Source organism: Gordonia sp. NB41Y (assembly GCF_030718915.1).
Classification (GTDB): domain Bacteria; phylum Actinomycetota; class Actinomycetes; order Mycobacteriales; family Mycobacteriaceae; genus Gordonia; species Gordonia desulfuricans.
In genome coordinates this window covers 2,690,490-2,716,741 of record NZ_CP132196.1, presented here as the reverse complement: position 1 = coordinate 2,716,741, position 26,252 = coordinate 2,690,490, and the positions used below count along the sequence as shown (strand labels likewise).

The 26,252-nt window shown below is 68.2% G+C and carries 23 protein-coding genes; 14 read left to right on the top strand and 9 right to left on the bottom strand.

What is annotated here, in order from left to right; translation table 11 throughout:
* Positions 1 to 6 precede the first annotated feature (6 nt).
* The 10 genes from Q9K23_RS11705 (at position 7) to Q9K23_RS11660 (ending at position 13,130) form a co-directional block, all read left to right on the top strand.
* Positions 7 to 1,608 carry an NAD(P)/FAD-dependent oxidoreductase gene (locus tag Q9K23_RS11705; RefSeq protein ID WP_174519028.1) on the top strand — a complete coding sequence of 534 codons (1,602 nt, stop codon included), beginning with the start codon at positions 7 to 9 and terminating at the stop codon, positions 1,606 to 1,608.
* 42 nt (positions 1,609 to 1,650) lie between these two features.
* Positions 1,651 to 2,856: a serine hydrolase domain-containing protein gene (locus Q9K23_RS11700; RefSeq protein WP_053776978.1), complete on the top strand. Its 1,206-nt coding sequence runs from the start codon at positions 1,651 to 1,653 to the stop codon at positions 2,854 to 2,856.
* Positions 2,857 to 2,912: 56 nt separating this feature from the next.
* Complete coding sequence (locus Q9K23_RS11695; protein ID WP_020792973.1) at positions 2,913 to 3,977, top strand: NAD(P)-dependent alcohol dehydrogenase; 1,065 nt, start codon at positions 2,913 to 2,915, stop codon at positions 3,975 to 3,977.
* 493 nt (positions 3,978 to 4,470) lie between these two features.
* Positions 4,471 to 5,718 (top strand): LuxR C-terminal-related transcriptional regulator, encoded by a 1,248-nt coding sequence (locus Q9K23_RS11690; protein ID WP_053776959.1) that lies wholly within the window; start codon positions 4,471 to 4,473, stop codon positions 5,716 to 5,718.
* 224 nt (positions 5,719 to 5,942) lie between these two features.
* The gene (locus Q9K23_RS11685) at positions 5,943 to 7,040 is read left to right on the top strand and encodes an S-(hydroxymethyl)mycothiol dehydrogenase (RefSeq protein WP_020790450.1); all 1,098 of its coding nucleotides are present in this window, start codon (positions 5,943 to 5,945) and stop codon (positions 7,038 to 7,040) included.
* Entirely contained in the window at positions 7,037 to 7,666 is a 630-nt protein-coding gene (locus Q9K23_RS11680) for an MBL fold metallo-hydrolase (protein WP_020790453.1), read from the top strand. The genes Q9K23_RS11685 and Q9K23_RS11680 overlap by 4 nt, the downstream gene beginning before the upstream one ends.
* Before the next feature lie 221 nt (positions 7,667 to 7,887).
* Entirely contained in the window at positions 7,888 to 8,358 is a 471-nt protein-coding gene (locus Q9K23_RS11675) for a DoxX family protein (protein WP_020790451.1), read from the top strand.
* Positions 8,359 to 8,418: 60 nt separating this feature from the next.
* The gene (locus Q9K23_RS11670; protein WP_020790448.1) at positions 8,419 to 9,777 is read left to right on the top strand and encodes an MFS transporter; all 1,359 of its coding nucleotides are present in this window, start codon (positions 8,419 to 8,421) and stop codon (positions 9,775 to 9,777) included.
* Positions 9,778 to 9,891: 114 nt separating this feature from the next.
* The gene (locus Q9K23_RS11665; RefSeq protein WP_053776961.1) at positions 9,892 to 11,607 is read left to right on the top strand and encodes a SulP family inorganic anion transporter; all 1,716 of its coding nucleotides are present in this window, start codon (positions 9,892 to 9,894) and stop codon (positions 11,605 to 11,607) included.
* The gene (locus tag Q9K23_RS11660; RefSeq protein WP_053776962.1) at positions 11,604 to 13,130 is read left to right on the top strand and encodes an ATP-dependent DNA ligase; all 1,527 of its coding nucleotides are present in this window, start codon (positions 11,604 to 11,606) and stop codon (positions 13,128 to 13,130) included. Before Q9K23_RS11665 ends, Q9K23_RS11660 begins: the two co-directional genes overlap by 4 nt.
* A gap of 15 nt (positions 13,131 to 13,145) precedes the next feature.
* On the opposite strand, the gene Q9K23_RS11655 is transcribed toward Q9K23_RS11660, so the two are convergent.
* The 7 genes from Q9K23_RS11655 to Q9K23_RS11625 form a co-directional block, all read right to left on the bottom strand.
* The gene (locus tag Q9K23_RS11655; RefSeq protein WP_053776963.1) at positions 13,146 to 13,919 is read right to left on the bottom strand and encodes an anti-sigma factor; all 774 of its coding nucleotides are present in this window, start codon (positions 13,917 to 13,919) and stop codon (positions 13,146 to 13,148) included.
* Positions 13,912 to 14,496 carry a sigma-70 family RNA polymerase sigma factor gene (locus tag Q9K23_RS11650; protein WP_053776964.1) on the bottom strand — a complete coding sequence of 195 codons (585 nt, stop codon included), beginning with the start codon at positions 14,494 to 14,496 and terminating at the stop codon, positions 13,912 to 13,914. Before Q9K23_RS11650 ends, Q9K23_RS11655 begins: the two co-directional genes overlap by 8 nt.
* 78 nt (positions 14,497 to 14,574) lie before the next feature.
* A complete protein-coding gene (locus tag Q9K23_RS11645) occupies positions 14,575 to 15,429 on the bottom strand; it encodes a DUF1295 domain-containing protein (protein WP_053776965.1) in 855 nt (284 codons plus the stop codon).
* Entirely contained in the window at positions 15,426 to 16,796 is a 1,371-nt protein-coding gene (locus Q9K23_RS11640; protein ID WP_020792581.1) for a class I SAM-dependent methyltransferase, read from the bottom strand. The genes Q9K23_RS11645 and Q9K23_RS11640 overlap by 4 nt, the downstream gene beginning before the upstream one ends.
* The gene (locus tag Q9K23_RS11635) at positions 16,793 to 17,635 is read right to left on the bottom strand and encodes a DUF1365 domain-containing protein (RefSeq protein ID WP_020792582.1); all 843 of its coding nucleotides are present in this window, start codon (positions 17,633 to 17,635) and stop codon (positions 16,793 to 16,795) included. The genes Q9K23_RS11640 and Q9K23_RS11635 overlap by 4 nt, the downstream gene beginning before the upstream one ends.
* Positions 17,632 to 19,038 (bottom strand): FAD-dependent oxidoreductase, encoded by a 1,407-nt coding sequence (locus Q9K23_RS11630; RefSeq protein WP_305950513.1) that lies wholly within the window; start codon positions 19,036 to 19,038, stop codon positions 17,632 to 17,634. Before Q9K23_RS11630 ends, Q9K23_RS11635 begins: the two co-directional genes overlap by 4 nt.
* 87 nt (positions 19,039 to 19,125) lie before the next feature.
* Complete coding sequence (locus tag Q9K23_RS11625) at positions 19,126 to 19,533, bottom strand: YccF domain-containing protein (protein WP_020792583.1); 408 nt, start codon at positions 19,531 to 19,533, stop codon at positions 19,126 to 19,128.
* Positions 19,534 to 19,601: 68 nt separating this feature from the next.
* Between Q9K23_RS11625 and Q9K23_RS11620 the strand changes: the two genes are divergently transcribed.
* Complete coding sequence (locus Q9K23_RS11620; protein WP_020792587.1) at positions 19,602 to 19,856, top strand: hypothetical protein; 255 nt, start codon at positions 19,602 to 19,604, stop codon at positions 19,854 to 19,856.
* A gap of 3 nt (positions 19,857 to 19,859) precedes the next feature.
* Here the strand turns inward: Q9K23_RS11620 and Q9K23_RS11615 are convergent, their stop codons facing one another.
* A complete protein-coding gene (locus Q9K23_RS11615) occupies positions 19,860 to 20,429 on the bottom strand; it encodes a LemA family protein (RefSeq protein ID WP_053776966.1) in 570 nt (189 codons plus the stop codon).
* 109 nt (positions 20,430 to 20,538) lie between these two features.
* The gene (locus Q9K23_RS11610; RefSeq protein ID WP_305950512.1) at positions 20,539 to 22,326 is read right to left on the bottom strand and encodes a DUF2207 domain-containing protein; all 1,788 of its coding nucleotides are present in this window, start codon (positions 22,324 to 22,326) and stop codon (positions 20,539 to 20,541) included.
* 195 nt (positions 22,327 to 22,521) lie between these two features.
* Here Q9K23_RS11610 and Q9K23_RS11605 point away from each other — a divergent pair, with 195 nt between their 5' ends.
* From Q9K23_RS11605 to Q9K23_RS11595, 3 genes are all read left to right on the top strand, one after another.
* A complete protein-coding gene (locus Q9K23_RS11605) occupies positions 22,522 to 23,805 on the top strand; it encodes a helix-turn-helix domain-containing protein (RefSeq protein WP_053776967.1) in 1,284 nt (427 codons plus the stop codon).
* 290 nt (positions 23,806 to 24,095) lie between these two features.
* Positions 24,096 to 24,722 (top strand): hypothetical protein, encoded by a 627-nt coding sequence (locus tag Q9K23_RS11600; RefSeq protein WP_053776968.1) that lies wholly within the window; start codon positions 24,096 to 24,098, stop codon positions 24,720 to 24,722.
* Positions 24,723 to 24,781: 59 nt separating this feature from the next.
* Positions 24,782 to 26,083, top strand: coding sequence for a dipeptidyl aminopeptidase (locus tag Q9K23_RS11595; RefSeq protein WP_053776969.1), 1,302 nt, complete (start codon positions 24,782 to 24,784; stop codon positions 26,081 to 26,083).
* Positions 26,084 to 26,252 lie beyond the last annotated feature (169 nt).

Genomic DNA, 26,252 nt, shown 5'->3' with positions numbered 1-26,252 from the left:
GTCATCATGGCAACCACCACACTCGACGCCGCGGTCATCGGAACGGGCGTCGCCGGCCTGTACCAGCTCCACATGCTGCGCGAACAGGGACTCGACGTCCGCGCCTACGACAAGGCGTCGGGCGTCGGCGGCACCTGGTACTGGAACCGCTATCCGGGCGCACGCTTCGATTCCGAGGCGTACATCTACCAGTACCTGTTCAACGAGGAACTCTACAAGGGGTGGAGCTGGAGTCAGCGATTCCCCGGCCAGCCGGAGATCGAACAGTGGCTCAACTACGTCGCCGACTCGCTCGACCTGCGCCGTGACATCTCGCTGGAGACCGAGATCGTCAGCGCCGTCTTCGACGAAGACGCCAACCGCTGGACGCTGACCACCGCCGACGGCGACACGATCGACGCGCAGTTCCTGATCACATGCTGCGGCATGCTGTCGGCACCGATGCACGACCTGTTCCCGGGCCAGGGTGACTTCGACGGTCAGCTGGTGCACACCGCGCGGTGGCCCAAAGAAGGTATCGACTTCGCCGGTAAGAGGGTCGGCGTGATCGGCAACGGCGCCACCGGTATCCAGGTGATCCAGTCGATCGCCGCGGAGGTCGACGAGCTCACCGTGTTCATCCGCACCCCGCAGTACGCGCTGCCGATGAAGAACCCGAGTTACGGTCAGACGGAAGTCGATTGGTACAAGTCCAGGTTCGGCGAACTCAAGGAGACCCTGCCGACCACGTTCACCGGGTTCGAGTACGACTTCACCGACGCCTGGGCCGACCTGACACCCGAGCAGCGTCGGGCGAAGCTCGAGGCCGACTACGACAACGGCTCGCTGAAGCTGTGGTTGGCATCGTTCGCGGAGATCTTCGCCGACGAGGAGATCAGCGAAGAGGTGTCGGAGTTCGTCCGCGAGAAGATGCGGGCGCGGCTGCAGGACCCCGACCTGTGCGAGCTGCTGATCCCCACCGACTACGGCTTCGGTACCCACCGTGTGCCGCTGGAGACCAACTACCTCGAGGTGTACCACCGCGACAACGTGACCGCGGTTCCGGTGCGCGACAACCCGATCGCCCGCATCGTCGAGAACGGCATCATCCTCGCCGACGGCACCCTGCACGAGCTCGACGTGATCATCATGGCCACCGGATTCGACGCCGGTACGGGTGCGCTCACCCGGATCGACATCCGCGGTCGAGGTGGCCGCTCGCTCAAGGAGGACTGGTCGCGTGACATCCGCACCACCATGGGCCTGATGGTGCACGGTTATCCCAACATGCTGACCACCGCGGTGCCGCTCGCACCGTCGGCGGCGCTGTGCAACATGACCACCTGCCTGCAGCAGCAGACCGAGTGGATCAACGAGGCCATCCGGTACATGGGCGAACACGGCAAGACCGTCATCGAGCCGACCGCCGCGGGTGAGGACGCCTGGGTGGCACACCATGACGAACTCGCCGATGCCAACCTCATCTCGCGCACCAACTCCTGGTACGTCGGGTCGAATGTGCCCGGCAAGCCGCGCCGGGTGCTGTCCTACGTCGGCGGCGTGGGCGCCTACCGCGAGGCCACGCTCGAGGCGGCGGCGGCCGGCTACAAGGGGTTCTCGCTGACCTGATCGGACTATGATCCACATCACATTCTCGAAAGGATGAAACCGATGACCAGCACTTTCTCTCGTCTCGACACGTCCGCCTTCGGTGCCGCGGCCGATCAGATCCTCGAATCCGCGGTCGGCGGCGACGCCCCGGTGCCCGGTGTGGTCGCCGCGGTCACCGACCGCCACGAGACGATCTACGCCCATGCGGCCGGTGTCCGCCGGCTCGGCGGTGCGGCCGCGCTGACCGTCGACGACGTGTTCGCGATCTTCTCCACCACCAAGGCGATCACGGCGACCGCCGTCCTGCAGCTCGTCGAAGAGGGGTTGCTCGACCTCGACCGCCCGGCCGGTGACTACGCACCGGAGATCGGCACTCTCAAGGTGATCGAGGGTTTCGACGACGCGGGCGAACCGATCCTGCGTGCACCGCGATCGGTGCCGACGACTCGTCAACTCCTCACCCACACGGGTGGATTCGGCTACGACTTCTTCGACGCGGTCTATGCGCGGCTGGCGGAGGAGAAGGGGCAGCCGAGTGTCATCAGCGCCACCAAGGCCGCGTTGATGACCCCGCTGCTGTTCGACCCGGGCGAGAAGTGGCAGTACGGAACCAACATCGACTGGGCCGGCCAGGTGGTGGAGGCGGTGCGCGGCAAGCGACTCGGCGAGGTGTTCGCCGAACGCATCTTCGCGCCCCTGGGTATCGAGAACATGAGTTTCATCCTGCGCGAGGACTTCCGGACACGACTCGCAGAGATCCATGCGCGCAATGCCGACGGATCGCTGACGCCGATGGACCTCGAACTGCCGTCGCCGCCCGAGGTGGACTTCGGCGGTCACGGTCTGTACGGAACCGTCGGCGACTACCTGAAGTTCATCCGCATGTGGCTGAACGACGGTGCGGGAGAACATGGTCGCGTGTTGCGCGCCGACACCGTCGAGATGGCGGTGCAGAACCATCTCGGCGATCTGCCGGTGACCATGCTGCCCGGAGTGATCCCGTCGTTGTCGAACGACGCGGAATTCTTTCCCGGGCAGTCGAAGTCGTGGTCTCTGCCGTTCATGATCAACAATGAGCAGGCGCCCACCGGGCGTCCCGCCGGCGCACTGGGCTGGGCCGGCCTCGCCAATCTCTTCTACTGGATCGACCGGGCGAACGGTTACGGCGGGTACTGGGCCACCCAGGTCCTGCCCTTCGGTGACCCGACGTCGTTCACCAAGTACATGGAGTTCGAGACGGCGTTCTACCAGAATCTGAATGGCTGATCGTCCGGTGGAACACACAGTGATCCGATGGATCTCGAAAGGAGCCGGATTCTGACATGTCCGGATCGATGAAGACCTTCACCATGCTCGACATCGGCAAGACCGCGGTGATCGAGAAGCCCATACCCACCCCCGGGCCCACCGAGGCGCTGGTCAAGACGACCGCCTCGCTGATCTGCACCTCCGACGTCCACACGGTCAAGGGTGCGTTGCCGGTGGAGAACGGCCGCACCCTGGGACACGAGTCGGTGGGGGTGATCGCCGCGCTCGGATCCGCGGTCACCGGATTCACCGAGGGGCAGCGGGTGGCCGTCAACGCGGTCACCCCGTGCTTCGAATGTTCCTACTGTCAGCGAGGATTCACCAGCCAGTGTGGTGGACTGCTCGGTGGCTACAAGTACACCGCCCAGGTGGACGGGAACATGGCCGAGTATTTCCTGGTGCCTGCGGCGACGGGCAATCTCGCGCCGATCCCCGACGACCTGGCCGACGAGGCGGCGGTCTATGCGTGCGACATGCTCAGCACCGGGATCATGGGTGCCGAGCATGCGCAGATAGAGATCGGTGACACCGTCGTCGTCTTCGCGCAGGGAGCGGTGGGGCTGTGTGCCACCATCGGCGCGCGGTTGCTCGGCGCAGGCCGGATCATCACCGTCGAATCCCGGCCGGAGCGGCAAGCCCTGTCGCGGCAGTACGGCGCCGACGACGTCGTCGACTTCACCGAGGGTGATCCGGTGGAGCAGATCATGGATCTGACCGGCGGTGTCGGCGCCGATGCGGCGATCGAGGCGCTGGGATTCCCGCAGACCTTCGAGGCCGCGCTGGCGTGTCTGAAGGCCGGTGGGACGCTGTCCAACATCGGGTATCACGGGGAGAATCCGGCACCGTTGCAGCTGGATCTGATGGCCTTCGGACTCGGCATGGGAGACAAGACCATCCGCACCGGTCTGTGTACCGGCGGCAGCGATCGGATGCGGCGGCTGTTCACGCTGATGACCACCGGCAAGGTCGATCCGGCCGCGATGACCACGCATCGCTTCGGATTCGACGACGTCGAGCACGCGTTCACGATGATGGCCGACAAGCAGGACGACATCATCAAACCGCTGATCACGTTCTGATCCGTCACGCGCGACCCGCCCACCGCGCTCTCGTGCGGTGGGTGAGTTGTGTTGGTACGAATTGTGTTGGAGCGCAGTCGTTTACGTCGTCGAGGCTCATTTGGAAGCCGGGGTTGTGTGCTTCCCGGAAACTGGCGGAAGGTGCGCTTCCCCGAAACCAGGGGAAGGTGAGTTTCCCCGAAACCAGGGGAAGGTGAGTTTCCCCGAGGTTCGGGACCTTCCCCGTGTTGTGGCCAGGGGAAGGTGGTGAAACCAGGGGAAGGACCACTTTCCCCTAGTTTCGGGAGCCGGGAGCCGGGAGCCGGGACCGGGAGCAGGAGCCGGGAGCCGGGGGCCGGGAGCTGGGAACGCGGCCGGGGGCCGGGAGCGGGGACGCGGGCGTGGGCGGTGCGGTGAAGGCGGGGAAGGTCCACCTTCCCCTGGTTTCGGGAGCCGGGGCCACGGCGCGGCCCGACGGCGCGGCTCGCCTGCCCCTCGACGCTAGGGTGGGGCGGTGGACGTTCGGTTGGAACAGTTGCGGCAGGTGATCGACGGGCCGCTGCCGGAGATCGCGGTCCGCTTCTCCCGCTTCCTCGCCCCGGACTGGCCCCATCGCGCGCTGGTGATCTTCACCCGCGAGTGCACCGGCCGACCCCGCAAGGTGGCCGGCGACAGGGAGATCGTCGACCGGGTGACCATCGCCGAACTCGACGCCGTCAGGGCGAGGGTCGGTACCGGCGAGGTGGTGACCGCGACCGTCGAGATCGGCGGCGCCGCCCACACCGTCCGGGCCGTCCGCGACGAGACCGACACCCTGCTCGTCGTCGTCGCGAAACCGTCGCGCGCGACCAGCCCGCCATCCGACGACGTGCTGCGGGCGTGGTTCGCCATCGTCGCCACCTCGATCCGCCAGCAGGTGGCGCAGGCCAGCCCCGACTATCTGGCCGAGTCACGGGCGGCGTCGAGCGAACGGGCCCGCACAATCGCCCAGCTCACCGAGACCCACGAGGACACCCTCGCGTCGATCCTCGGCACCTTGCGGTCGCGCGACCTCGACGATCGGACAGCTCGGGCCGCGGCCGCCGAGACCGCGTCGTCGGCGTTGATCGCGCTGCGCTCGGTGGGCGCCTCCGACCGGGAACTGGCCACCGAGGTGCCGACCGCGGCCTTCGCACGGCTGCAGGCCGAACTCGAACCGGTGCTGCGGCACCTGCCGGGCGAGGTGGACTATGTGCGGCCCGAACCCGACGGGCGCGCACTGCCCGGCGAGATCGCCCATGGGGCGCGGGCCATCGTGCGTGCGGTGGCGGTGGCCTTCGCGGCCCAGCCGGCCGTCTCACGACTACGGATCGCATGGGGATTCGACGGCACCGACCTCGTCGTCGACATCCGCGATCATGGCGCCGGGGTACTCGACGGCGCCGCGCTGACCAGGCAATTGGCCGGGCGGTTGCAGACCCTCGACGGCCGGCTCGAGGTGGAGAGCCTGCCGGGCTGGGGGAGTCGGGTGTGCGCGCGGCTGCCCCTCGAGGCCCCCGAGGAACGGCCCGACGAGAACCTGCTGTCCACCCTCAACCCCCGCGAACTCGAGGTCCTCGGACACCTCGCGCTGGGGCGGCGCAACAAACAGATCGCCGGGGATCTCGGTGTCAGCGAGAGCACCATCAAATTCCATGTGACCGCGATCCTGCAGAAACTGCGGGTCTCCAACCGTGGTGAGGCCGGACTGCTCGCGGCAAAGGCCGGGATCACCGCCGCATAGCGAGCAGCCTCGGCCGGCACGTGACGCGCGGCCCCGGAAGGCACGTGATGAGCGACCCCGGACGTTGCTTGATGAGCGGCCTCCGCCGCGGGCCTGTACTTTCGGCTAGGCAGAACCATCCATTCGGATGGATGCATGAATTCGGCGGGCCCACGAGACTGGGACGCATACCGGACTGTCGTGCGACAGTCCAGAGTTGTCACCGAGAGGATTGAGAAGCGGATATGTCGCAGCAGACGGTCAAGGGAGTCATCTCGCGGAGCAAGGGTGCGCCGACCGAAGTCGTCGACGTCGTCATCCCCGAGCCCGGTCCTCGCGATGTGATCGTGAAGATCCAGGCGTGCGGCGTCTGCCACACCGACCTCGCCTACAAGCAGGGTGGAATCAACGACGAGTACCCGTTCCTCCTCGGCCACGAGGCGTCGGGAATCGTCGAGACCGTCGGGTCCGACGTCACCCACGTCGCGGCCGGCGACTTCGTCGTCCTCAACTGGCGTGCGGTGTGTGGCGAGTGCCGGGCCTGCAAGCGCGGCCGCCCGTGGTACTGCTTCGACACCTTCAACGCCAGCAAGCCGATGACGCTCACCGACGGCACCGAGCTCACCCCGGCGCTGGGCATCGGCGCCTTTGCCGAGAAGACCCTGATCCACGAATTGCAGTGCACCAAGGTCAATCCCGAGACCGACCCGGCCGTCGCCGGCCTGCTCGGCTGCGGTGTGATGGCCGGCCTGGGTGCCGCGATGAACACCGGCAACGTCGGCCGCGGCGACTCGGTGGCCGTGATCGGCTGTGGCGGTGTCGGTGACGCCGCGATCGCCGGCGCCAAGCTGGCCGGGGCCACCACGATCATCGCGATCGACCGCGACCCGGCAAAGCTGGAGTGGGCCAAGGATCTCGGTGCCACCCACACCATCAACGGTGCCGAGGTGGACGATGTGATCACCGCGGTGCAGGACCTCACCGACGGCAACGGTGCCGACGTCGTCGTCGACGCGGTGGGTCGTCCGGAGACCTACAAGCAGGCCTTCTACGCCCGTGACCTCGCCGGTGTCGTCGTGCTGGTGGGTGTGCCCACCCCGGAGATGACCCTGGAGATGCCGCTGGTCGACTTCTTCTCCCGCGGCGGCGCGCTGAAGTCGTCCTGGTACGGCGACTGCCTGCCCGAGCGCGACTTCCCGATGCTGATCGACCTGTACGAGCAGGGTCGTCTGCCGCTGGACAAGTTCGTCACCGAGCGCGTCGGCCTCACCGACGTGGAAGCCGCCTTCGAGGCGATGGAGGCCGGCAAGGTGCTGCGTTCGGTCGTCGAGGTGAAGGCGTGAGCGACCTGCGGATCGAGAACGTCGTCACGTCCGGCACGTTCTCGCTCGACGGCGGCACGTGGGACGTCGACAACAACGTCTGGCTGGTCGGCAACGACGACGAGGTGGTGATCGTCGACGCCGCGCACTCGGCCGCGCCGATCCTCGCCGCCGTCGGCGACCGCACCGTCACCGCGATCGTGCTGACCCACGGACACAACGACCACATCACCGTGGCGCCCGAACTGTCGAAGGCCACCGGGGCGCCGGTGCTGCTGCACCCGGGTGACGACATGCTGTGGCAGGAGACCCATCCCGGCGTCGAGCACGGCGACCTGGCCGACGGCCAGCAGATCGCGGTGGCCGGCACGACCCTGACGGTGATCAACACCCCCGGCCACTCGCCGGGATCGTCGGTCATCCACGTGCCGGAGGCCGGCGTGCTGTTCAGCGGCGACACCCTGTTCCAGGGCGGGCCGGGTGCCACCGGGCGCTCGTTCTCGAGCTTCCCGACGATCATCGAGTCGATCCGCGACAAGATCTTCGCGCTCGACCCGGAGACCAAGGTCTACACCGGGCACGGCGACGGCACCACCATCGCCACCGAGGCCCCGCATCTCGAGGAATGGATCAAACGCGGCCACTGAAATGCCCTTCCGAACGGGCATATCGGTCGATGAATCGGAGATATCCGGCATCTGATCGGACATGGTGGACACACGGACGCCCCGGCCTCGGCCGGGGCGTCCGCGCGTGCAGGACCAGCAAGTATGCGGGATCTCGCGCCGCTGCGGGAGGTCTGCGTGGGATGGCTCACAGTAACTTCACAGCTATTGGTTGATTCTGCAAGCTCTGCGATATTTAGGCAATGCTCACCTCACTTGATAAGGCCGCGCCCTGGGCGATCGGCATCTTCCGCATCGTCGTCGGATTCCTGTTCTTCTGCCACGGGACGTCCACCCTGCTGGCCTGGCCCGTGGCTCCCTACAGCGGACAGACCGCCGACTTCGGCGCATGGCCGTCGTGGTGGGCGGGCGCGATCCAGCTGGTGGGCGGCGTGCTCATCATGGCCGGCATCGGCACCCGCGCCGCGGCGTTCATCGGGTCCGGGTCGATGGCCGTGGCCTACTTCTGGAAGCACCAGGGCGACGGACTGCTGCCGATCCAGAACGACGGCGACTCCGCCGCACTCTTCTGCTGGTCGCTGCTGCTGCTGGTGTTCATCGGATCGGGTCGCCTCGCGCTCGGATCGCTGCTGAACTCCCGCACCGAATCGGCTGCCCCGGAGCCGGTCCCGACCGGCTCCCGGTCCGAGGCCCCCACCCCGGAAACCGTCTGACCGCAGGGTTTGTGACGGGCGGCGTCTACGCGGTGCGGTCGTGGGGATAATATTTTCACAGTGAAGCACATCAGTACTGCGGACACGGAGCCCCAACCCGTACCGCGTAGCCGCATCGTCGTCGCCTCGATGGTGGGCACCAGCATCGAGTTCTTCGACTTCTACATCTACGCGACCGCCGCGGTGCTGGTGTTCCCCACACTGTTCTTCCCGGCCGGTGACGACACCGCCGCGCTGCTCTCGTCGTTCGCGACCTTCGGGCTGGCCTTCGTGGCACGCCCCATCGGATCGATCCTGTTCGGGCACTTCGGCGACCGCGTCGGACGTAAGGCGACGCTGGTCGGATCACTGCTCACGATGGGCATCGCCACCTTCGTGATCGGTCTGCTCCCGACCTTCGACTCGGTCGGCTATCTCGCTCCCGCCTTGCTGGCGCTGATGCGGTTCTGCCAGGGCCTCGGGCTCGGTGGCGAATGGTCGGGGGCCGCGCTGCTGGCCACCGAGACCGCCGAGAAGGGCAAGCGTGCCTGGGCGGCGATGTGGCCGCAGCTGGGCGCACCCATCGGCTTCTTCTTCGCCAACGGAACCTTCCTGCTGCTGATGGTCGGCCTGGACTTCGACGCCAAGAACGCCGCGACCAACCACGCCTTCCTCACCTGGGGCTGGCGCGTGCCGTTCCTGGCCAGCGCGATCATGGTGATCGTCGGCCTCTACGTGCGGCTCAAGCTCACCGAGACCCCGGTCTTCGCCCGCGCCGTGGAAGAGGGCAAGAAGGTCAAGGCGCCGGTCGCCGAGGTCGTCAAGACCAGCTGGCGGCCGCTCATCGCGGGCACCTTCATCATGCTGGCGACCTACACGCTGTTCTACATCGTCACCACGTGGACCGTGTCGTACGGCACCGGCAAGGTCGCCGACGCGACCGGTCCGAAGCTGTCGATCAGCTACGTCGACTTCCTCACCCTGCAGCTGGTCGCGGTCCTGTTCTTCGCCCTGTGTGTTCCGATCGCCGGGTGGCTGGCCGACCGGTACGGCCGGAGATCGGTGCTGCTGGTGATCACCACGGCGATCGTGATCTTCGGATTGTGCTTCGGCTGGCTGCTGAACCCCTCGTCGGTGACCCAGGGATCGATGCTGTTCTTCCTCATCCTGGGAATGGGACTGATGGGACTGACCTTCGGTCCGATGAGCGCCATCCTGCCCGAGCTGTTCCCGACCAACGTCCGCTACACCGGTTCGGGGATCGCCTACAACGTGTCGTCGATCCTGGGTGCGGCGGTGGCACCGTTCATCGCGACCTGGCTGGTGGCCGACTACGGCGTCTTCTGGGTGGGCGTCTACCTGGCGATCGCCGGCGTGCTGACGCTGATCGCCCTGTGGTCGGTCAAGGAGACCCGCACGCTGGACCTGACCGAGGTCTGACCCGTCCCCGGCCGGGCCGGCGCGGTCTGGTGTACCCCGTCTGACACATGCCCCCGGCCGCCGGGACGGCATTAGGCTTGGTCGGTGACGACGACATCGCCGCTGCGGCGCCTGATGCCGCCCGCGCTCGCGGGATATCAGCGGTCCTGGCTGCGTGCGGACCTCCTCGCGGGGGTGACGCTGGCCGCTGTCGCGATCCCGGAATGTATGGGGTACAGCTCCATCGCGCACGTCCCGGTGTCGGCGGGGCTGTACACGATCATCCTGCCTGCGGTGGTGTTCGCCCTCGTCGGGTCGTCGCGTCTGATGGTGGTGGGTGCCGACTCGGCCACGGCGGCACTGCTGGCGTCGGGTATCGCCGGCCTCGGAGTGGTGGGGCTGCAACCGGATTCGACGCAGTGGCTGCAATGGGCCTGCCTGATCGCGATCGTCACCGGCGGGATGCTCGCGATCGCGCGGGTGCTGCGCCTGGGTTTTCTCGGCGACTTCCTCTCGACGGCGGTGCTGATCGGCTTTCTCGCCGGTACCGGTCTGACCGTCCTGACCGGGCAGATCCCAGGCCTGCTCGGGATCCCCGGCACCGACGGGCAGCTGTGGACACGCTGGTGGAACGTCGTCACCCACCTCGGTGACATTCGCTGGGGTGCCGTCGCTTTCGGTGCCATCTCGCTGGCCGTGCTGATCGTGGGTGCGCGATTCGCACCGCGCGTCCCGGTTGCGGTGATCGTGGTGGTCGCCTCGATCGCGATGGTGTCGGCGTTCGGCTGGTCGGATGGGGTGCCCGTGGTCGGGGAGGTGTCCGGTGGACTGCCCGGCTTCGGGTGGCCGGAGGGCCTGGCCGTCACCGACGTCGGCAAGGCGGCCACCGTCGCGCTCGGCTGTGCTCTGGTGATCATCACCCAGAGCGCGGCAACCGCACGCAGTTTCGCACAGCGTCACGGTCGCAGCGCCGACATCAACCGCGACATCCTCGGGTTGTCGGGGGCCAACCTGATCGCCGGTTTCGGTGGGACGTTCGTGGTCAACGGCAGCCCCACCAAGACCGAGCTGCTCGACTCCGAGCGCGGACGCACGCAGGTGGCCAACCTGGTGATGGCGGCGATCACCCTGATGGTGGTGGTGTTCGCCGGGAGTGCGCTCCAGAATCTGCCCCATGCCGTGCTGTCGGCGATCGTCGCACTGATCGCGGTACGTCTCATCGACCTCGACGGCGCACGCCGCCTGTGGCGGATGCGCCGCATCGAATTCGGCATCGCCGCCATGACCGCGGTGATCGTGGTGATCTTCGGTGTGCAGATCGGTATCGTCGCGGCCATGGCGGTTTCGCTGCTCGAACTGGTCCGGCGTCAGTACCGTCCGGAACGATTCGTCCTCGGCGTCGGCTCCGGCGGAACCCGGCGATACGAGACCGCCGTCCCCGGACAACAGTCCCTGCCCGGACTCATCGTGTTCCGCTACGACGCCGACCTGTTCTACGCCAACGCCGGTCGCTTCGCCGACGACGTGATGGACCTGGTCCGCACCGCCCCGGATCGGGTGAAGTGGCTGGTCCTCGACACCTCGGCGATGAGCGACGTCGACTACTCGGCGTCGACGGTCCTCAAGGACCTGATCGACTACATCCACTCCTACGGAGCACATTTCGTCCTGGCCGGTGTCGACCCGGAACTGCAGCGCACCCTCGAGGTGGAGGGGCTGCTGGCCGACCTCGACCCCGACCACGTCTTCGTCACCGTGGGTGCGGCATTGCGTGCCTACCTCGTCGCCCACCCGGAGGCCACGCCCCCCGGCTGGGAACCCATGGACCCGGGGCCGGGCCGCACATCATGAGATTCGGACGGGTGGTGGAGGTGTCGACGGCGGTCGGCGCGACACGATCACGAAATGCCAAGGCCGAACTGCTCGGTCGGCTGCTCGCGGAGTCCGGCGACGAGATCGGTGTGGTGGTGGCCTGGTTGTCGGGGGAGATACCGCAGGGCCGGCTCGGAGTGGGTTGGCGCACACTGCAATCGCTCGCGGCCACGCCCTCGGGCGGCGGCCCGGACGCACCCGATGCCCTGACCGTCGCCGGCGTCGACGTCGCATTCACCGGGCTCGCCGCGGCGAGCGGCGCCGGATCGACTGCGGTGCGCTCGGAACTCCTGCACCGATTGTTCTCGCGTGCAACCGAATCCGAACAGAACTTCCTCTTCCGGCTGATGTCGGGGGAGCTGCGGCAGGGCGCCTCGGCCGGGGTGATGTCGGAGGCGATCATCGCGGTGTCGGGGCAGCCCGCCACGCTGGTGCGGCGCGCACACATGCTGACCGGGTCGCTGTCGGCGACCGCCCGTCTCGCGGTGGCCGGCCGGACTGCGCTGGAGACCGTCGGACTACAGGTCGGGCGGGCGATCTCGCCGATGCTGGCCACCCCCGCCGACGGTCTCGCCGATGCACTCACCGCATTGGGTCCCGAACTCGTCGTCGACCAGAAACTCGACGGGGCGCGCATCCAGGTGCATCGTGACGGCGATGACGTCGCGGTCTTCACCCGGACCCTCAACGACGTCACCGAGCGTGTTCCGGATCTGGTTGCGGCGGTACGGGATCTGCCGGTGCGGTCGGTGATCCTGGACGGGGAGACACTCACCCTGGCCGACGACGGACGGCCGCGACCCTTCCAGGACACGATGAGCAGATTCGGGTCGATGCAGGACGCCGGCGACACGCCCCGGGTACTCCGGCCGTTCTTCTTCGACTGTCTGCACCTCGACGGCGACGACCTCATCGACCGCCCGCTCGCCGAGCGGCTCGACGCGTTGGATTCGATTGCGCCGCAACTACGTATCTCCTCGATCCGCAATCCCGACCCGGACACCGCGCAGGCCTACCTCGAGGCCACCATCGCCGCCGGCCACGAGGGCGTGATGGTCAAGTCGCTGACCGGCCCCTACGCCGCGGGTCGTCGGGGCAAGGCCTGGCAGAAGGTCAAACCCGTGCACACGCTGGACCTGGTGGTGCTGGCGTGCGAGTGGGGATCGGGCCGGCGGACCGGGCTGCTGTCGAATCTGCACCTGGGCGCCCGCGATCCCGACGGGGGACCGCCGGTGATGGTCGGCAAGACCTTCAAGGGGATGACCGACGCACTGCTGGCATGGCAGACCGCCGAGTTCCCCCGACACGAGGATCACCGTGACGCGCACGCGGTGTATCTGCGGCCCGAGATCGTCGTCGAGATCGAACTCGATGGTGCGCAACGGAGTTCACGGTATCCGGGTGGGGTGGCCCTGCGCTTCGCGCGGGTGGTGCGGTACCGGCCGGACAAGACCCCCGCCGAGGCCGACACGATCGACGGGGTCCGCGCCCTGCTGCGGTGACCGAACCCGCCCGGATCAGCGCAGGGGCAGCTCGGCGACGATGGCACCGGGCGAGGCGGACCCGCCCGGCGGTTCGACCGTGAACGCCAGCGCCGTCGCGTCACCGAGATGCGGGATCACCGCCGTGGTCGACGGGGCCACGTCCTTGTCGGTCATGGTGCCCGCCGAGGTGGCACCGTTCGGACCGAGCAGCCACATCTGATACACCGACCCCGGCTGAGGGGGCGGCACATCGTTCATTACCAGGACTCCGGCATCGGCGGTGTCGGAGTAGGTCAACGTCGCCTGCCCGCCGGCGACCGCGCCGGAGGCCGACCGCACGTCGCCCGCGGTGAACACCTGCTGGGCGGTGGCCGGTTCGGTCGGGGCCTGCTGTGTCGACAGGCCGCTGCCGATCGCCCAACCGAGGCCACCGACGGCGATCGCCACCGCCGCGGCGGCGACCGCATAGGCGAGGCGGCGCGGGTTCCGGCGACTGCGGTCCTGCCGTGGGACCAGCGGGATCGGCTCGGGAGGTGCGGGCTCGGTGTCGACGGCGGGGGAATCGTCGGCGGAATCGGTGCCGATGGCCTCGAGGAGCCGAACACGCAGCGTCGCAGGAGGTTCGGTGACAGTGGTGGTGCTCACCGTGGCCATCGCCTCGCGGGTGTCGCGTACCAGCTCGTCGAACTGGAGACGTGTCTGCGCGTCGGACCGGGCACGCCTGCGGCGGACCGAGTCGAGCTCGGCGGGCGACAGTCCGTGCAGGCCGAGGATAGGGGCGAGATCGAGTAGTTCGTCGTCAGGCATGGCTGTCCCCCAAGCAGTTACGCAGGCGGCTGAGTCCGTCGCGGATCCGGCTTTTCACCGTGGGAAGGGCCACCGACAGGTGTTCGGCGACCTCGCGATAGGTCAGCCCGCGGTAGTAGGCGAGACCGATCGACTCACGCTGCACCTCGGTGAGGCTTTCGAGACATCCACGAACCTCGGCCCGGGATTCCCTGGTCTCTGCGGTCGCGGTCACCACGTCGAAGTCGGGCATGTGTTCATCTGTGGCGAAACCCAGGTCGCGGCGGGTGGCGGCGGTCTCCGAGCGGACCCGGTCGACGGCACGCCGGTGAGCCAGCGTGATGAGCCAGGACAGACCCGAACCCCGGCGTGGATCGTAGGCGTCCGCCGAGCGCCACACCTGTAGATAGACCTCCTGGGTGGTCTCCTCGCTGTATCCGGGATCGCGCAGAACCCGCAAGACCATCCCGTAGACACGATGACTCGTCTGGTCGTACAACTCGGCGAAGGCTGCTCGGTCGCCGCCGGCGATTCGCGCGAGCAGTTCGGCGAGGCCATCGGTGCCCGGTGCCGGTGCGGGGCGGGTCTGTGAACTCATTGCCGATCACCCTAACCGGCGCCGGGACCCTCATCAACGGCCGGTGTCGGGAGCCTGTCGCGGTTTCTGCACCGTCCATCAGCGCACCTCCGGCGTCCGAGGTGGACGCGGCAGGAAGTACGACGTGCGTTCCTGGTACTCGCGATAACCCGGGCGACTGGCCATCGATTCCTCGAGCAGCCGCGCCCCGGTCGCGTAGACCAGGAAATACGTCATCGCAACCGGTGACAGTACGGACAGGAGCCCGGGGGCGCCGATCACCGACGTCCCCGTGGTCATGGCGCCGGCGCTCGCGGTGAACAGCCAGATGCCCCACCACACCGACGCGTCCCCGAAGTAGTTCGGGTGCCGTGTCCACGCCCACAGGCCACGATCCATGATGCGTCCCCGGTTGGTCGGATCCGCCTTGAACGCACGCAGCTGGGCATCGCCGATCGCCTCGAACAACAGGCCGAGCACGTACAACGCGATACCGATCGCGGCCACGATCCAGGCAAGACCGGAGGTGGGACCGGCGACCGCCGACACCATGACGGGGATCGACACGAACCACTGGGCGAGGCCCTGGATCGCGAACACCCGCCGGACGACCACGGTCAACCGGGGGCCGTCGGGTCCGTATCCCCCTGTGCGCGAGAGAAGGTCGACGTAGCGGGGATCCTCGCCGTGGCCCTTCGACTTGACCGTCATATGCCAGGCCAGACGCAGACCCCAGATGCTCACGCCGACGGCGAGGATCCATCGCCGGATGGGATCCCCGCCGCCGAGAGCCAGTGACAGCCAGGCGATCCCGATGAATCCGAGGCCCCAGGAGACGTCGACGACGTTGAATCGGCCGATGCGCCAACCGATCGCGCACGTGATGGCCTGCAATGCCACCACGAACAGCAGGCCGCACCCGGCGAGCACGGCGAACCCGGTCCATCCGGTCATCGGGCATCTCCGAACGGGGCGTCGTCGGGAGCGTTCGCCGGACGCCGGAACACCAACTGGTGCACGTCGAGATAGCCGGCGCGGAATCCGGCCTCGGAGTAGGCCAGGTAGAAGTCCCACAGGCGGGCGAACGTCGCATCGAATCCCAACGGTGCGAGGTCGGTACGCCGCGCGAGGAAACGTTCCCGCCACAACCGCAGCGTCTCCGCGTAGTGGATGCCGAATGCCGAGGATTCGGTGAGGCGGAGCGAGGTGTGCTCGGCAGCCGCCGTCCGGAGCGCCCGAAGCGACGGGATCTGCCCTCCGGGGAAGACGTACTTGTGGACCCACGTGTAGGTCTGCCGCGAGGCCAGCATGCGGTCGTGGGGCATGGTGATGGCCTGGATCGCCACCCGCCCGCCCGGTGCCAGTACCCGGTCGATGGTGGCGAAATAGGTGGGCCAGTACTTCTGGCCGACCGCCTCGATCATCTCCACCGAGACCACCGCATCGTAGTCGCCGTCGACGTGGCGGTAGTCGAGCAGATCGATCCGGACCCGGTCGGCCAGACCCGCATCCGCGACCCGCTCGCGCGCGAGATCGCGCTGCTCCACCGACAGCGTGACCGACCGGACGGTGGCACCACGCTGCGCTGCGCGCAGGCACAGCTCGCCCCATCCGGTGCCGATCTCGAGCAGCCGGGTTCCGGGGCCGACCCCGGCGAGGTCGAGGAGACGATCGATCTTCCGGTGTTGGGCGTCGGCGAGGTCTTTCCAGACCGGACGGCCGGGTTCGGCGGTGGGTTCGGGGGTGAACAGGGCCGCCGAGTAGGTCATCGTCTCGTCGAGGAACAGCTCGAACAGGTCGTTGGACAGGTCGTAGTGGCGAGAGATGTTGGAGCGGGTGTTGGCGGTCGTGTTCTCCTCGTCGGCGGGGTGTCGCGGCAGTACCGCACGACGCAGGATCTGCAGGGGGCGTGGGACCACGTGTGCGATGTGTTCGGCAAACGGGGTGAGTACGCCGACCAGGTCGTCGGTGGTCCAGTCCCCGGCCATGTAGGCCTCGCCGACACCGATCAACCCCAGCGATCCGATCCGCCGGAACAGATCGGCTGGACGTCGGATGATCATGCGTGGCTGCACACCGTGGGAGAACCGCCCGCTGCGGGTTCCGTCCGGGTACTCGATCCGCACGTCGACCCCGGCGCTCGCCCGGGCGAACAGCCAGGCGGCCACGGCTTCTCGGGTCCGGGCCGACCACCTGTCGGGGACGGTGGCGACGTCTGGCCAGCGGTCGGCGTCGACCGGAGGTGTCTCGGCACCGGGTACGCCCCGTGGGTCGGGTTGTGCATGCCCGACGTCGAGCCGGTGGTGACGTGATGAACTCATGACTGTCCCTTCGCGATGTCGGCGGCTGTCTGGTCGGTGATGGTTCGGTCGGTTGCCGGGCCGTCGATGGTGGCGGAGTGCCCCGTCGTCGAGTGCCGGGGCGGTCGCGGATGGAGGGGAAGGCGCCGTGCCCACAAACGGATGCCGTGCAGACGGATCCGTGCGGCCACCACCAGCGGGGCCATCGGGGAACGCACCTGCGCGACGAGGACAGAGCGGATTCCGACCGGCCGTCCCTGCCCGGTGAGGGTGGCCACGAACGGTGGCTGCCCGACCCGATCGAGGATGATCGACACCGCGACCCGGCCGCCCCTCGGTTCCGGTACCCGCAGCCGGTACCGGCCCGAGACGTCGTTGAACGGGGAGACGTAGAACTCCTTGTCGACCAGCGCACGTCCGTCGGCATCGGGATGCACCACGTAGCAGTGCCTGCCGCCGTACGTGTTGTGGACCTCGGCGACGACGTGGGCCAGGGTGCCGTCGCGGCGATGACACCAGAACACACTCAGCGGATTGAAGACGTAGCCGCCCACCCGGGGCGACAGCAGCGCGACGATCCGGCCGTCGACGGGTTCGATCCCTGCGTTGCGGACGAACTCGTCGATACGGCTGCGCAGTGTGTCGGAGGGTCTGGCGGGTTGCGGGAAATGGTCGCCGGCACGGAAGTCGGCGAGCAACCCCAGTCCTCGCGGCATCGCCGGGGGTGCGTCGACGTCGATCAGCCATGAGGTACCGGAGTAGCTGAACGCGTGTCGGATGGGCGATCGCCGTTCATGGGTGATCCGTGTGCGTACCACCAGCGCGGTGGTGGGCGGGGCCGGTGCGTGCGTGGTGGTCACGACATCTCCAGGGAGCTCTCGGGTTCGGCTGGAAGGACGGTCCTCGCGGCGCCGGCCGGAAGGATCACGTCGGTCAGGATCCGGTGCGCCGCAGCCGCTCCGGAGGCGGCCCCGTCCTCGTGGAAACCCCAGCCGTGGTAGGCGCCCGCGAAGCGGACGGCGGGCGAGTCGATCGTCGGTAGACATGCTTGTGCGGCAACCGATTTGGTGGTGTAGACCGGGTGTTCGTAGGTCATCTCCGCGTGCACCGTGGTGGGATCGACCAGATCGGTCCGGCCGAGCGTCACCAGCATCCGGGGGTTGTGGACCTCCAGGCGCATGAGGCGCGTCAGATCGTAGGTGACCGCGACGCCGGACCCGTCGAGCACCCCCGACCCGATCTGCGTGCGGGCGGGGGCATCGGTGCGGATCTGGTCGGTGCGGATCTGGTAGTTCCATGCCGCCCGGGCCCGGGCGGAGTGCGGCAACAGTGACGTGTCGCTGTGCAGCACAGCAGATTTGGCGCTGTAGGTGATCGCGCCGAGTACCTGTCGCTGCGCGTCGGTGGGTGCGACGAGCATGTCGAGCGCCTGATGGGGGTGGGTGGCGACGACGACGGCGTCGAAATGCCCGGTGCCGAAGCCTCCGGCGGTGATCTCGACGCCGGACCCGTGATCGACGATGCGGCGGACGGGGGCGGAGAGTATGACTCGACCGCCGTGGTCTCGGACACGATCGGCCACCGCCTCCACGTATGTGATCGATCCGCCCTCGACGGTCCGCCACGTGGGCGACCCGAAGACCGACAGCATCCCGTGATGCTCGAGGAAGGTGAAGAGATATCGCGCCGGATAGCCCGCGGCGGTATCGGAATCGCACGACCACACCGCGGCCACCAGCGGTAGCAGGAAGTTGTCGAGGAAGTACGTCGAGAAGCGGTGGCGGGCGACGAACGCGTCGAGCGGTTCGTCGGACCCGGTGGAGTCGAGGACCCGTCGTGCGGCCCGGTGGAAGCGCACGATCTCGCCGAGCATCAGCAGGTAGCGGCCGCGAACCAGATTTCTCGGGGTGGGGAACAGGCCACGGGCACCGAGGGCGCCCGCGTACTCGAGACCGGAGATCTCCGAGTGCACCGACATCGACATGTCGGTTTCCCTGGTGGGGATCTTCAGATCGTCGAACAGACGGAGGAGGGTCGGGTAGGTCCGGTCGTTGTGCACGATGAACCCGGAATCCACCGAGACCTCGCGGCCGTCCGGCGTCGCGATCCGGTGGGTGTGGGCGTGACCGCCGAGTCGGCTGTCGGCCTCGAACAGCGTCACCCGCGCGTGTTCGCAGAGGTCGTGGGCTGCGGTGAGTCCGGCGACCCCACTGCCCACGACGGCGATCGACGGCGGGCGCAGCGCGTTGAACGATGTCGTCATGCCCGCTATTCGGAACGGTCACGGATCCGGATGGGTGAGGTCCCGGTCGCGGCGCGTCCTACGGCCGGGGCGTACGGCGAGATGCGTTCACACCGACACCGCGGCACCACCCGGGCCGACCTGATCGCTCGGGACGATGTCGGCGCCGAGCGGCAGCAGGGCGATCGGCACCATCTTGAAGCTCGCGATCCCCAGGGGGATACCGATGATCGTGATGCACATGGCGATGCCGGTGGTGATGTGTCCGATGGCCAGCCAGATCCCGGCGAACAACAGCCAGATGATGTTGCCGATCATCGACATCGCCCCGGCCTCGGGTTTGCGGACGACGGACCGGCCGAACGGCCAGAGAGCGTAGTTCGCCATCCGGAAGGAGGCGATGCCGAACGGGATGGTGATGATCAGGATGCAGCAGATGATCCCGGCGACGACGTAGCCGAGCGCCATCCACAATCCGCAGAGGAGGAGCCAGATGACGTTGAGAATGGTGCGCATGCCGTCGATTGTCCGCTCTTTGGGGCGTCAGGTGTGCGTTACGGCGCGGCGGGTTAACGTTACGAGCCATGGCCCCCGATGCCGATCAGGTGCGGACGACACTGTGGTGGCTCGTCACCACCTTCGTGCTCGTCGTCCGACTGCTCGCCACCATCGCGACCGTCCTGCTCACCATCTTCTGGGTGATCGCCGCCGTCCGTGACTCGTTCGGCAACGTCTTCTTGTGGCCGGCGGTCGGCAGCGCGGTCGCCCTGCTGGTCAGTACCTATCTGTACAGCCATCTGCGGGCACGCTATCCGCGCCGCAACGGCTGGATTCCCTGACCGTCAGAACCGCACCTCCGGAGGCTGCTGTTGCCCCTCGGGTGCGCGGTAGAACTCACGGTTGCCGACCTTGGCCATCCCGGCGAAGAACATCCACGGGATGGTCTGGACCAGCTGATTGAGGCGCGACACCGCATCGTTGTAGAACTGTCGGGCGAACGACAGTTTGTTCTCGGTGTCGGACAGCTCGGTCTGCAGGGCGATGAAGTTCGACGACGCCTTGAGATCCGGATAGTTCTCGGCCACCGCGAACAGCCGGCCGAGTGCGCCGTCGAGGCGCCCCTCGGCGGCGGCCTTCTCCTCGACGCTGCCGCCCTGCGCCGCCCGCGCCACCCCGGCACGTGCGGCGGTCACCTCCTCGAACACGCCGCGCTCGTGGGTGGCGTACCCCTTGACGGTGTTCACCAGATTGGGGATGAGATCGGCGCGGCGGGTCAGCTGGACGTCGATGCCGCCGAGCGCCTCCTGGGCGGTGATGTCGGCGCGGCGCAGTTTGTTGAATCCGACGGCGGCGAGTGCGAGGGCCACGACGACCACGATGACGACGATGACGACGATGACGGTCAGGAGCATCGGAGGACTTTCTGTGACGGGGGAATCCGGGCGATGTGCGAGTCGGTGCGGGGCAAGGGCATCGGTGTGGGTGGCGGTAGGGGCGCCGGCGGGGTCCGGTGGGGGCATCTCACCAGGAGCCGCCGCCCCCGCCTCCGCCTCCACCCCCGCCTCCGCCGCCGCTGCTCGACGACGAGGAGGACTGGCTGGCCGAGTACGCCGACAACGCCGAGGACAGGCTCGACTCGAAGCTGTCGATCCCGCCGCCCCCACCGAACAGGCCATGCGAGGAGCCCGATCCGGAGGAGACCAGCCAGACCGGTTGCGGCGGTTCGGCACCGGTGGCGATCCGGTACTTGCGTGCCCATGCGTCGGCGCAGTCGAATGCCACCGCATACGGGATGTAGTCGGTGTAGAGCTCACGCCGGGCACTGAAGTCGAGGCGCTCCACATTCGACGGCGTCGACAGCAGACGTTCGAATCCGCCTGCGCGTGACCACACGTCGCGTCCGAGCGGGGTCCGGCGGGTACCGACCCCGGACACGAACAGTCCGGCGCCGCCGACGGCGAATGCGGCGAAGGGCAACAGCCACAACGAGAACGGCGCCAGGAACACCGCGGCGATCGCGGCCGCGACGGCGAGCACCACCAGCCATCGGCCGGTCTTCTCCGATCGGCTGTGGGCCAGGACCCCGCTCCCGACCGCCCACGTCGCCGCGGCACCGGCCGCCGCACCCTTGGCGGTGTTGAGCTGTCGGCCCGCCGACACCGAGCCGTCGGCGTGGAAACTCGATCCCTTCCCGCCCAGACCCAATGCCGTGGCCACCGCCTGGCTGACCGGGTCGGCGGTGCTCCAGGTGACGGCGTCGATCTGGGAGGTGATGGTCCAGTCGTCGCCGGACCGCTGCAGCCGCACCAGATCCCGGTCGGCCATGTGCAGCAGCGTCGCCACCAGACCACGGGCGGGGGCGGCCTCGCGGGTCACGTAGTAGGTCTGCACCGGCCCGAGGAAGCCGGCGGTCTGCCCGGGATCGCGTGGCGGCTCGTACATCACCGGGAGCAGCGGCGTCGCCTCACGGCTGCGCAGCACCCAGTAGACGCCGAGGGCAAAGGTGAGCGCCGACACCAGCAGGAGCACGATCACGACGGTCGGTGAGCGGCCCAGCACCAGGTCGAGCGGCTGCGGCCACGGCGCGGTGATCTGTGGGGGAGCGGCGCCGGCGAGGTCGGCGCGGAAGGACACACCGATCATCGGCGGCAGCGGGCCCGTGGTGACGACGCGGGTCGTCGGACCCTGTTCGGTCACCACACATTCCTCGCGGGTACCGATGCTGCACGCCGCCGACACCGGTTCGGACGGCAGCGTGACGGTGGTCGTCGACCGCTGGATGGGCATCTGCCAGCCGTCGGCGACGATCCGCCACAGGAAATGCGAGCCGCCCTCCCCGGTCCGGCTGCCCGACGACGACTGGTCGGAGGTGCCGGGGGCGAGCGCCCCGCGCACCGTGTAGGTGATCACGTAGGTGTGCACCCCCTGCGGCACGTAGCGGCCGGGGTCGCCGATCTTCGCCACCACGAACCGGTGGCCCTGTTTGTCGTCGATCTCCACCGGGACCGGTCCGCCGTCATAGGTGACCTCGATGTTCTCCGGCTCGTAGCGGACCCTCGCATCGGCCGGGTCGGTGATGTCCCAGAACCGGAAGATCCCGTGGCGGCCCGACGGGAATGCGGTGGTCACCGTCTCGCGGGCGGTGAGCAGACCGTCGGCGGACACGTCATAGGTGGCGGTGTAGTCGGTGATGGTCACCGGGTCGGCCGACGATTCCGACGCCGACTCCGGGATCGCCCGGAACAGTGGGGCGATCAGTCCGACGAGGGTGAAGATCGCCAGGAACAGTGAGAACACGACGCGTTTCACCCGGGAAGCGTATGTGCGAAATGCCTGGCTGTACATGGTTCGGCCGGCGCGATGTCGATCGAACGATGCACTTGCTCGCCGGGAGTGGGCGAGGGGGTGCCGAACTCCGGTGTGGCCGGGTCGAAACCGGGGGTTGTTGCCGCAATCACACTTTTCACGGCACAATTGACGGCACCGGTGACGGAGAGAGGATGTATGGCCGAAGCTGGACCCTCGTCGCGGATTCGTCGTGCCTACGAGGAATTCCTTGTCGGGGTCAACCCGCCCACTGATGCGGTGCGATCGGTGGTGCGTGATTCCTGGGCCCGCTCACTCAAACGTGGGATAGACCCGGGAGAGGCCGTTCCGGAGGACGACGTCAGCGCGACCATGACGATGGCCGAGTTCGCCCGCTACCGCGACACCCATCCGATCACCTCGATCCGCCCACTCGTGCGATCGCTGATGCTCGATGACATCGCCGACACCGGCGTCGTCGTCGCCCTGACCGATCAGGTCGGCCGGCTGCTGTGGGTGGAAGGCGATTCCGAGGCCCTGGACCGGGCCGGCCGGATCAACTTCGTCGAGGGTTCGGTGTGGAGTGAGGACATCGTCGGCACCAATGCCCCCGGTCTGGCCCTGACCATGGACAAGGGTGTGCAGGTGATCGGCCCCGAGCATTTCGCCGGACCGGTACAGGATTTCAGTTGCGCCGCGGCCCCCGTGCACGATCCGATCACCGGACATGTCATCGGCGTCATCGACGTGACCGGTGGCCGTGAGGTGGCCGCGCCGTTCGCCCTCGCCGCGGTCCGCTCGGTGGTCGCCGCCGTCGAGCGTGAGTTACGTTCGCAGGCAGTCGATCTCGCCGATCCTGCGACATTTGCCGCCGAGGCGCCGGAACCGGCGGGTGCCCGACTGGTGGTGTTGGGCGACAACGGTTATCGCTGGGAGTCGGGGAGCGGGACCGCTCGGCAGCTGTCCCGGCGGCATGCCGAGATCCTGGTGCTGCTGCAGGAGTACCCCGAAGGCCTCAACACCGAGCAGCTGGCGATGCAACTCGCCGGCGACGAGATCGACCCGGTGACCGTTCGCGCCGAGATCTCCCGGCTGCGTCGCGATCTGGGCCCCGACGTGGTGCGGTCGCGGCCGTACCGACTCACCGCCGACCTGGTCTCCGACCTCGCCGACCTGCGCCGCCGCGTCGCCGACGGTGCCGACACCCGCGCGATCATCGACGACCTCGGCCGCGGTGGGCTCCTCGTCGAATCCAGTGCGCCGGGCATCGTCGAGATCTTCGAGGTGGTGCGCGAGGACATCCGGTCCCGGGTGATCGCGGAGGGCGAGGTGGGTGCGTTGCGCACCTGGACGTCGTCGATCCACGGGCGTGACGACCTGCAGGCGTGGCGCCGGCTGGAACACCGACTGCCCGTCGGGCACCCCGACCGCGCCGTCGTGGGCGGACGCATCCGGCTGCTCGACCGTCGTTACGGCGTCTGAGGCCCCGCCCCTGCCGAGGGCGCACCGGCGCCGACGTCCCGCGGTGGGCCCGACCGGGACGATCCGGGTGCTGACCGCCCGGCCGTGGTGAGCGGCATCTGCCGATGACATCCGTCTGGGCGGTGATCATGCGGTCTGCTCGTGGCGGATTGCCTGGTGGCAGCGAAATCACCGCCATCCGACGGACGACGGGCATGTGGTGTGCAGCGCACAGTGAGAAGCACCGATTCGAGAACCACATCGAATCATCGCCTCCCTCAGACGATCTCTGCAGACCCGAAGGACCCGCCATGAATGCCAAGGACATGATCATCGGCCTCGCGCCGTGGATACTGTTCTCCCTCGTCGCCTCCCACCTCGGCCCCGACGCGGCCGGATGGGCGGGCCTCGCAGCCTTCGCCGCCGCCGCGGGACTCCTCCTGGTCAGCGTGCTGCAGGGCCGTTCGATCAAGATCCTGGACGCGGCCGGTGCCGTCACCTTCGGGATCATCTCCGCGATCGGCTTCACCGGCGGACATGCGATGGACGTGTGGCTCACCGACTACGGCCGTGGCGCCACCACGGTGATCCTCGGTCTGGTCATGCTGGTCTCGGCCTACACGGTGCCGTTCACCGAGCAGTACGCCCGTGAGACCGTCGACCCCCGCTACTGGTCCAGCCCGATCTTCCGTGCGAAGAACAAGGCCATCAGCCTGCTGTGGGCGGGGACGATCTTCGCCATGGCCCTGAGCCATCTGATCGCCGGAGTACTCGCCGGTGCGGACGCGGTGTCGGGCGGTCATCCGGGCAACGTCCTGCTGAACTGGGTGATCCCGATCGTCCTGATCGTCTTCGCGGTCAAGCGGACCCGGCGCATCGCCGACGCCGACACCCCACCCGCACCGGTGCCCGCCGGTCACGCCGGACCGCGTCCCTGACCGGCATCTCTGACCGGCGTTTCTGACCGGGCCACCACCGAAACCGAAAGCGATCGATCGTGAACATCCTGCATCCGACCCACACCGCCTACTCCACGGGTTTCTACTCGGACCCCGGTCGCGACTATTCGGTGCGACTGCTGCTCGGCTACTGCGGTTCCGGGGCGGCCGACGCCGGCGAGGTCCTGCGCACCATCGACACCGTCGGCGCCGGTCACCAGCGTGACTGGTACGAGGCATGGCATCGCGTCGGGCGGCGACTGGCCGCCGACGCCGATGCCGGCGCGGCACGCGGACACCGCATCAGCGCGGCATTCGCCCACCTGCGGGCGGCCACCTATCTGTCCGAGGCCTTCGACGCGCTCGACGGGATCGCCGACGACGCCGAGCGGATGCCGGTCTTCGCCGAGCACCGGGCCGCCTGGGAGAAATTCGTCGACGACGGGCCCTTCGTGGGACGTCGGCTGACGATCCCGTACGAGGACACCACGCTGCCGGGCTGGTTCCTCTCACCCGGCGACGCCGGCGACGAGCCGCGGCCCACCCTGGTGGTGGTCAACGGCAGCGACGGGTCGGTGTCGGGTCTGTGGTCGTCGGCCGCGCACGGGGCGTTGCGTCGCGGCTACCGGGTGGTGATGTTCGACGGACCGGGTCAGCAGTCGATGCTCTTCGAGCACGGCGTGACCTTCCGGCCCGACTGGGAGGCAGTGCTGACCCCGGTCACCGACACGGTGCTCGGGCTGACCGGCGTCGACCCGCGTCGACTCGCCGTCTACGGCATCAGCCAGGCCGGCTACTGGGTGCCGCGGGCGTTGGCGTTCGAGCACCGGTACGCCGCGGCCGTCGTCGACCCGGGCGTCGTCGAGGTGCAGACGTCGTGGCTGGACAACATCGGCGGCACACTGGGCAAGAAGCTCGCCCAGGGCAAGTACGCCGACTTCGACTCGATGATGTCGATCGGGATGAAGGCGAGCAAGGCCACCAAGCGGATGTGGGACTGGCGTGCCCGCCCGTACGGCTCCGGCAGCTACTCCGACACCATGCGGGCCGTCGCCGAATACACCCTCACCGATGACGTCGCCGCACGTATCGCCACCCCCGTGCTCATCACCGCACCCGAGGACGAACAGTTCTGGCCCGGACAGTCCGAGAGACTGGCCGCCATGCTCGGTGACCGGGCGACGCTGATCGCCTTCACCGCGGCGGAGGGGGCGAGCGGACACTGCGAGCCGATGGCGCGGGCGCTGACCGAGCAGCGGATGTTCGATCGGCTCGACGAGATGCTCGCCCATGCGTCAGGCGCCGATGCCGATGCCTACGCCGATGCCGACCCCGGGGCGGCCGGGGTCGCGGCCGGATGAACGCCTGAATTGCCTGGATTTCATATCTTCGGGCGATACCCGACGACGCCGTCGGCGCCTACCCTTACCCGGCATGACTCGATCCGGCTTTCCCCCGATCCCGCCTGGTCCCACCCCGGGCGGCATGCCACCGGGGCCCGGTCCCATCCCGGGCGGCATGCCACCGGGG

Bases quoted from the DNA above. Each gene is read 5' to 3' on its own strand.
- Q9K23_RS11655 (WP_053776963.1), bottom strand. From the start codon at position 13,919: ATGCCTGACGACGAACTACTCGATCTCGCCCCTATCCTCGGCCTGCAC.
- Q9K23_RS11605 (WP_053776967.1), top strand. From the start codon at position 22,522: ATGGCCGAAGCTGGACCCTCGTCGCGGATTCGTCGTGCCTACGAGGAA.
- Q9K23_RS11685 (WP_020790450.1), top strand. From the start codon at position 5,943: ATGTCGCAGCAGACGGTCAAGGGAGTCATCTCGCGGAGCAAGGGTGCG.
- Q9K23_RS11675 (WP_020790451.1), top strand. From the start codon at position 7,888: ATGCTCACCTCACTTGATAAGGCCGCGCCCTGGGCGATCGGCATCTTC.
- Q9K23_RS11625 (WP_020792583.1), bottom strand. From the start codon at position 19,533: ATGCGCACCATTCTCAACGTCATCTGGCTCCTCCTCTGCGGATTGTGG.
- Q9K23_RS11645 (WP_053776965.1), bottom strand. From the start codon at position 15,429: ATGACCGGATGGACCGGGTTCGCCGTGCTCGCCGGGTGCGGCCTGCTG.
- Q9K23_RS11630 (WP_305950513.1), bottom strand. From the start codon at position 19,038: ATGACGACATCGTTCAACGCGCTGCGCCCGCCGTCGATCGCCGTCGTG.
- Q9K23_RS11695 (WP_020792973.1), top strand. From the start codon at position 2,913: ATGTCCGGATCGATGAAGACCTTCACCATGCTCGACATCGGCAAGACC.
- Q9K23_RS11665 (WP_053776961.1), top strand. From the start codon at position 9,892: ATGCCGCCCGCGCTCGCGGGATATCAGCGGTCCTGGCTGCGTGCGGAC.
- Q9K23_RS11600 (WP_053776968.1), top strand. From the start codon at position 24,096: ATGAATGCCAAGGACATGATCATCGGCCTCGCGCCGTGGATACTGTTC.
- Q9K23_RS11640 (WP_020792581.1), bottom strand. From the start codon at position 16,796: ATGAGTTCATCACGTCACCACCGGCTCGACGTCGGGCATGCACAACCC.
- Q9K23_RS11650 (WP_053776964.1), bottom strand. From the start codon at position 14,496: ATGAGTTCACAGACCCGCCCCGCACCGGCACCGGGCACCGATGGCCTC.
- Q9K23_RS11660 (WP_053776962.1), top strand. From the start codon at position 11,604: ATGAGATTCGGACGGGTGGTGGAGGTGTCGACGGCGGTCGGCGCGACA.
- Q9K23_RS11620 (WP_020792587.1), top strand. From the start codon at position 19,602: ATGGCCCCCGATGCCGATCAGGTGCGGACGACACTGTGGTGGCTCGTC.
- Q9K23_RS11705 (WP_174519028.1), top strand. From the start codon at position 7: ATGGCAACCACCACACTCGACGCCGCGGTCATCGGAACGGGCGTCGCC.
- Q9K23_RS11700 (WP_053776978.1), top strand. From the start codon at position 1,651: ATGACCAGCACTTTCTCTCGTCTCGACACGTCCGCCTTCGGTGCCGCG.
- Q9K23_RS11615 (WP_053776966.1), bottom strand. From the start codon at position 20,429: ATGCTCCTGACCGTCATCGTCGTCATCGTCGTCATCGTGGTCGTCGTG.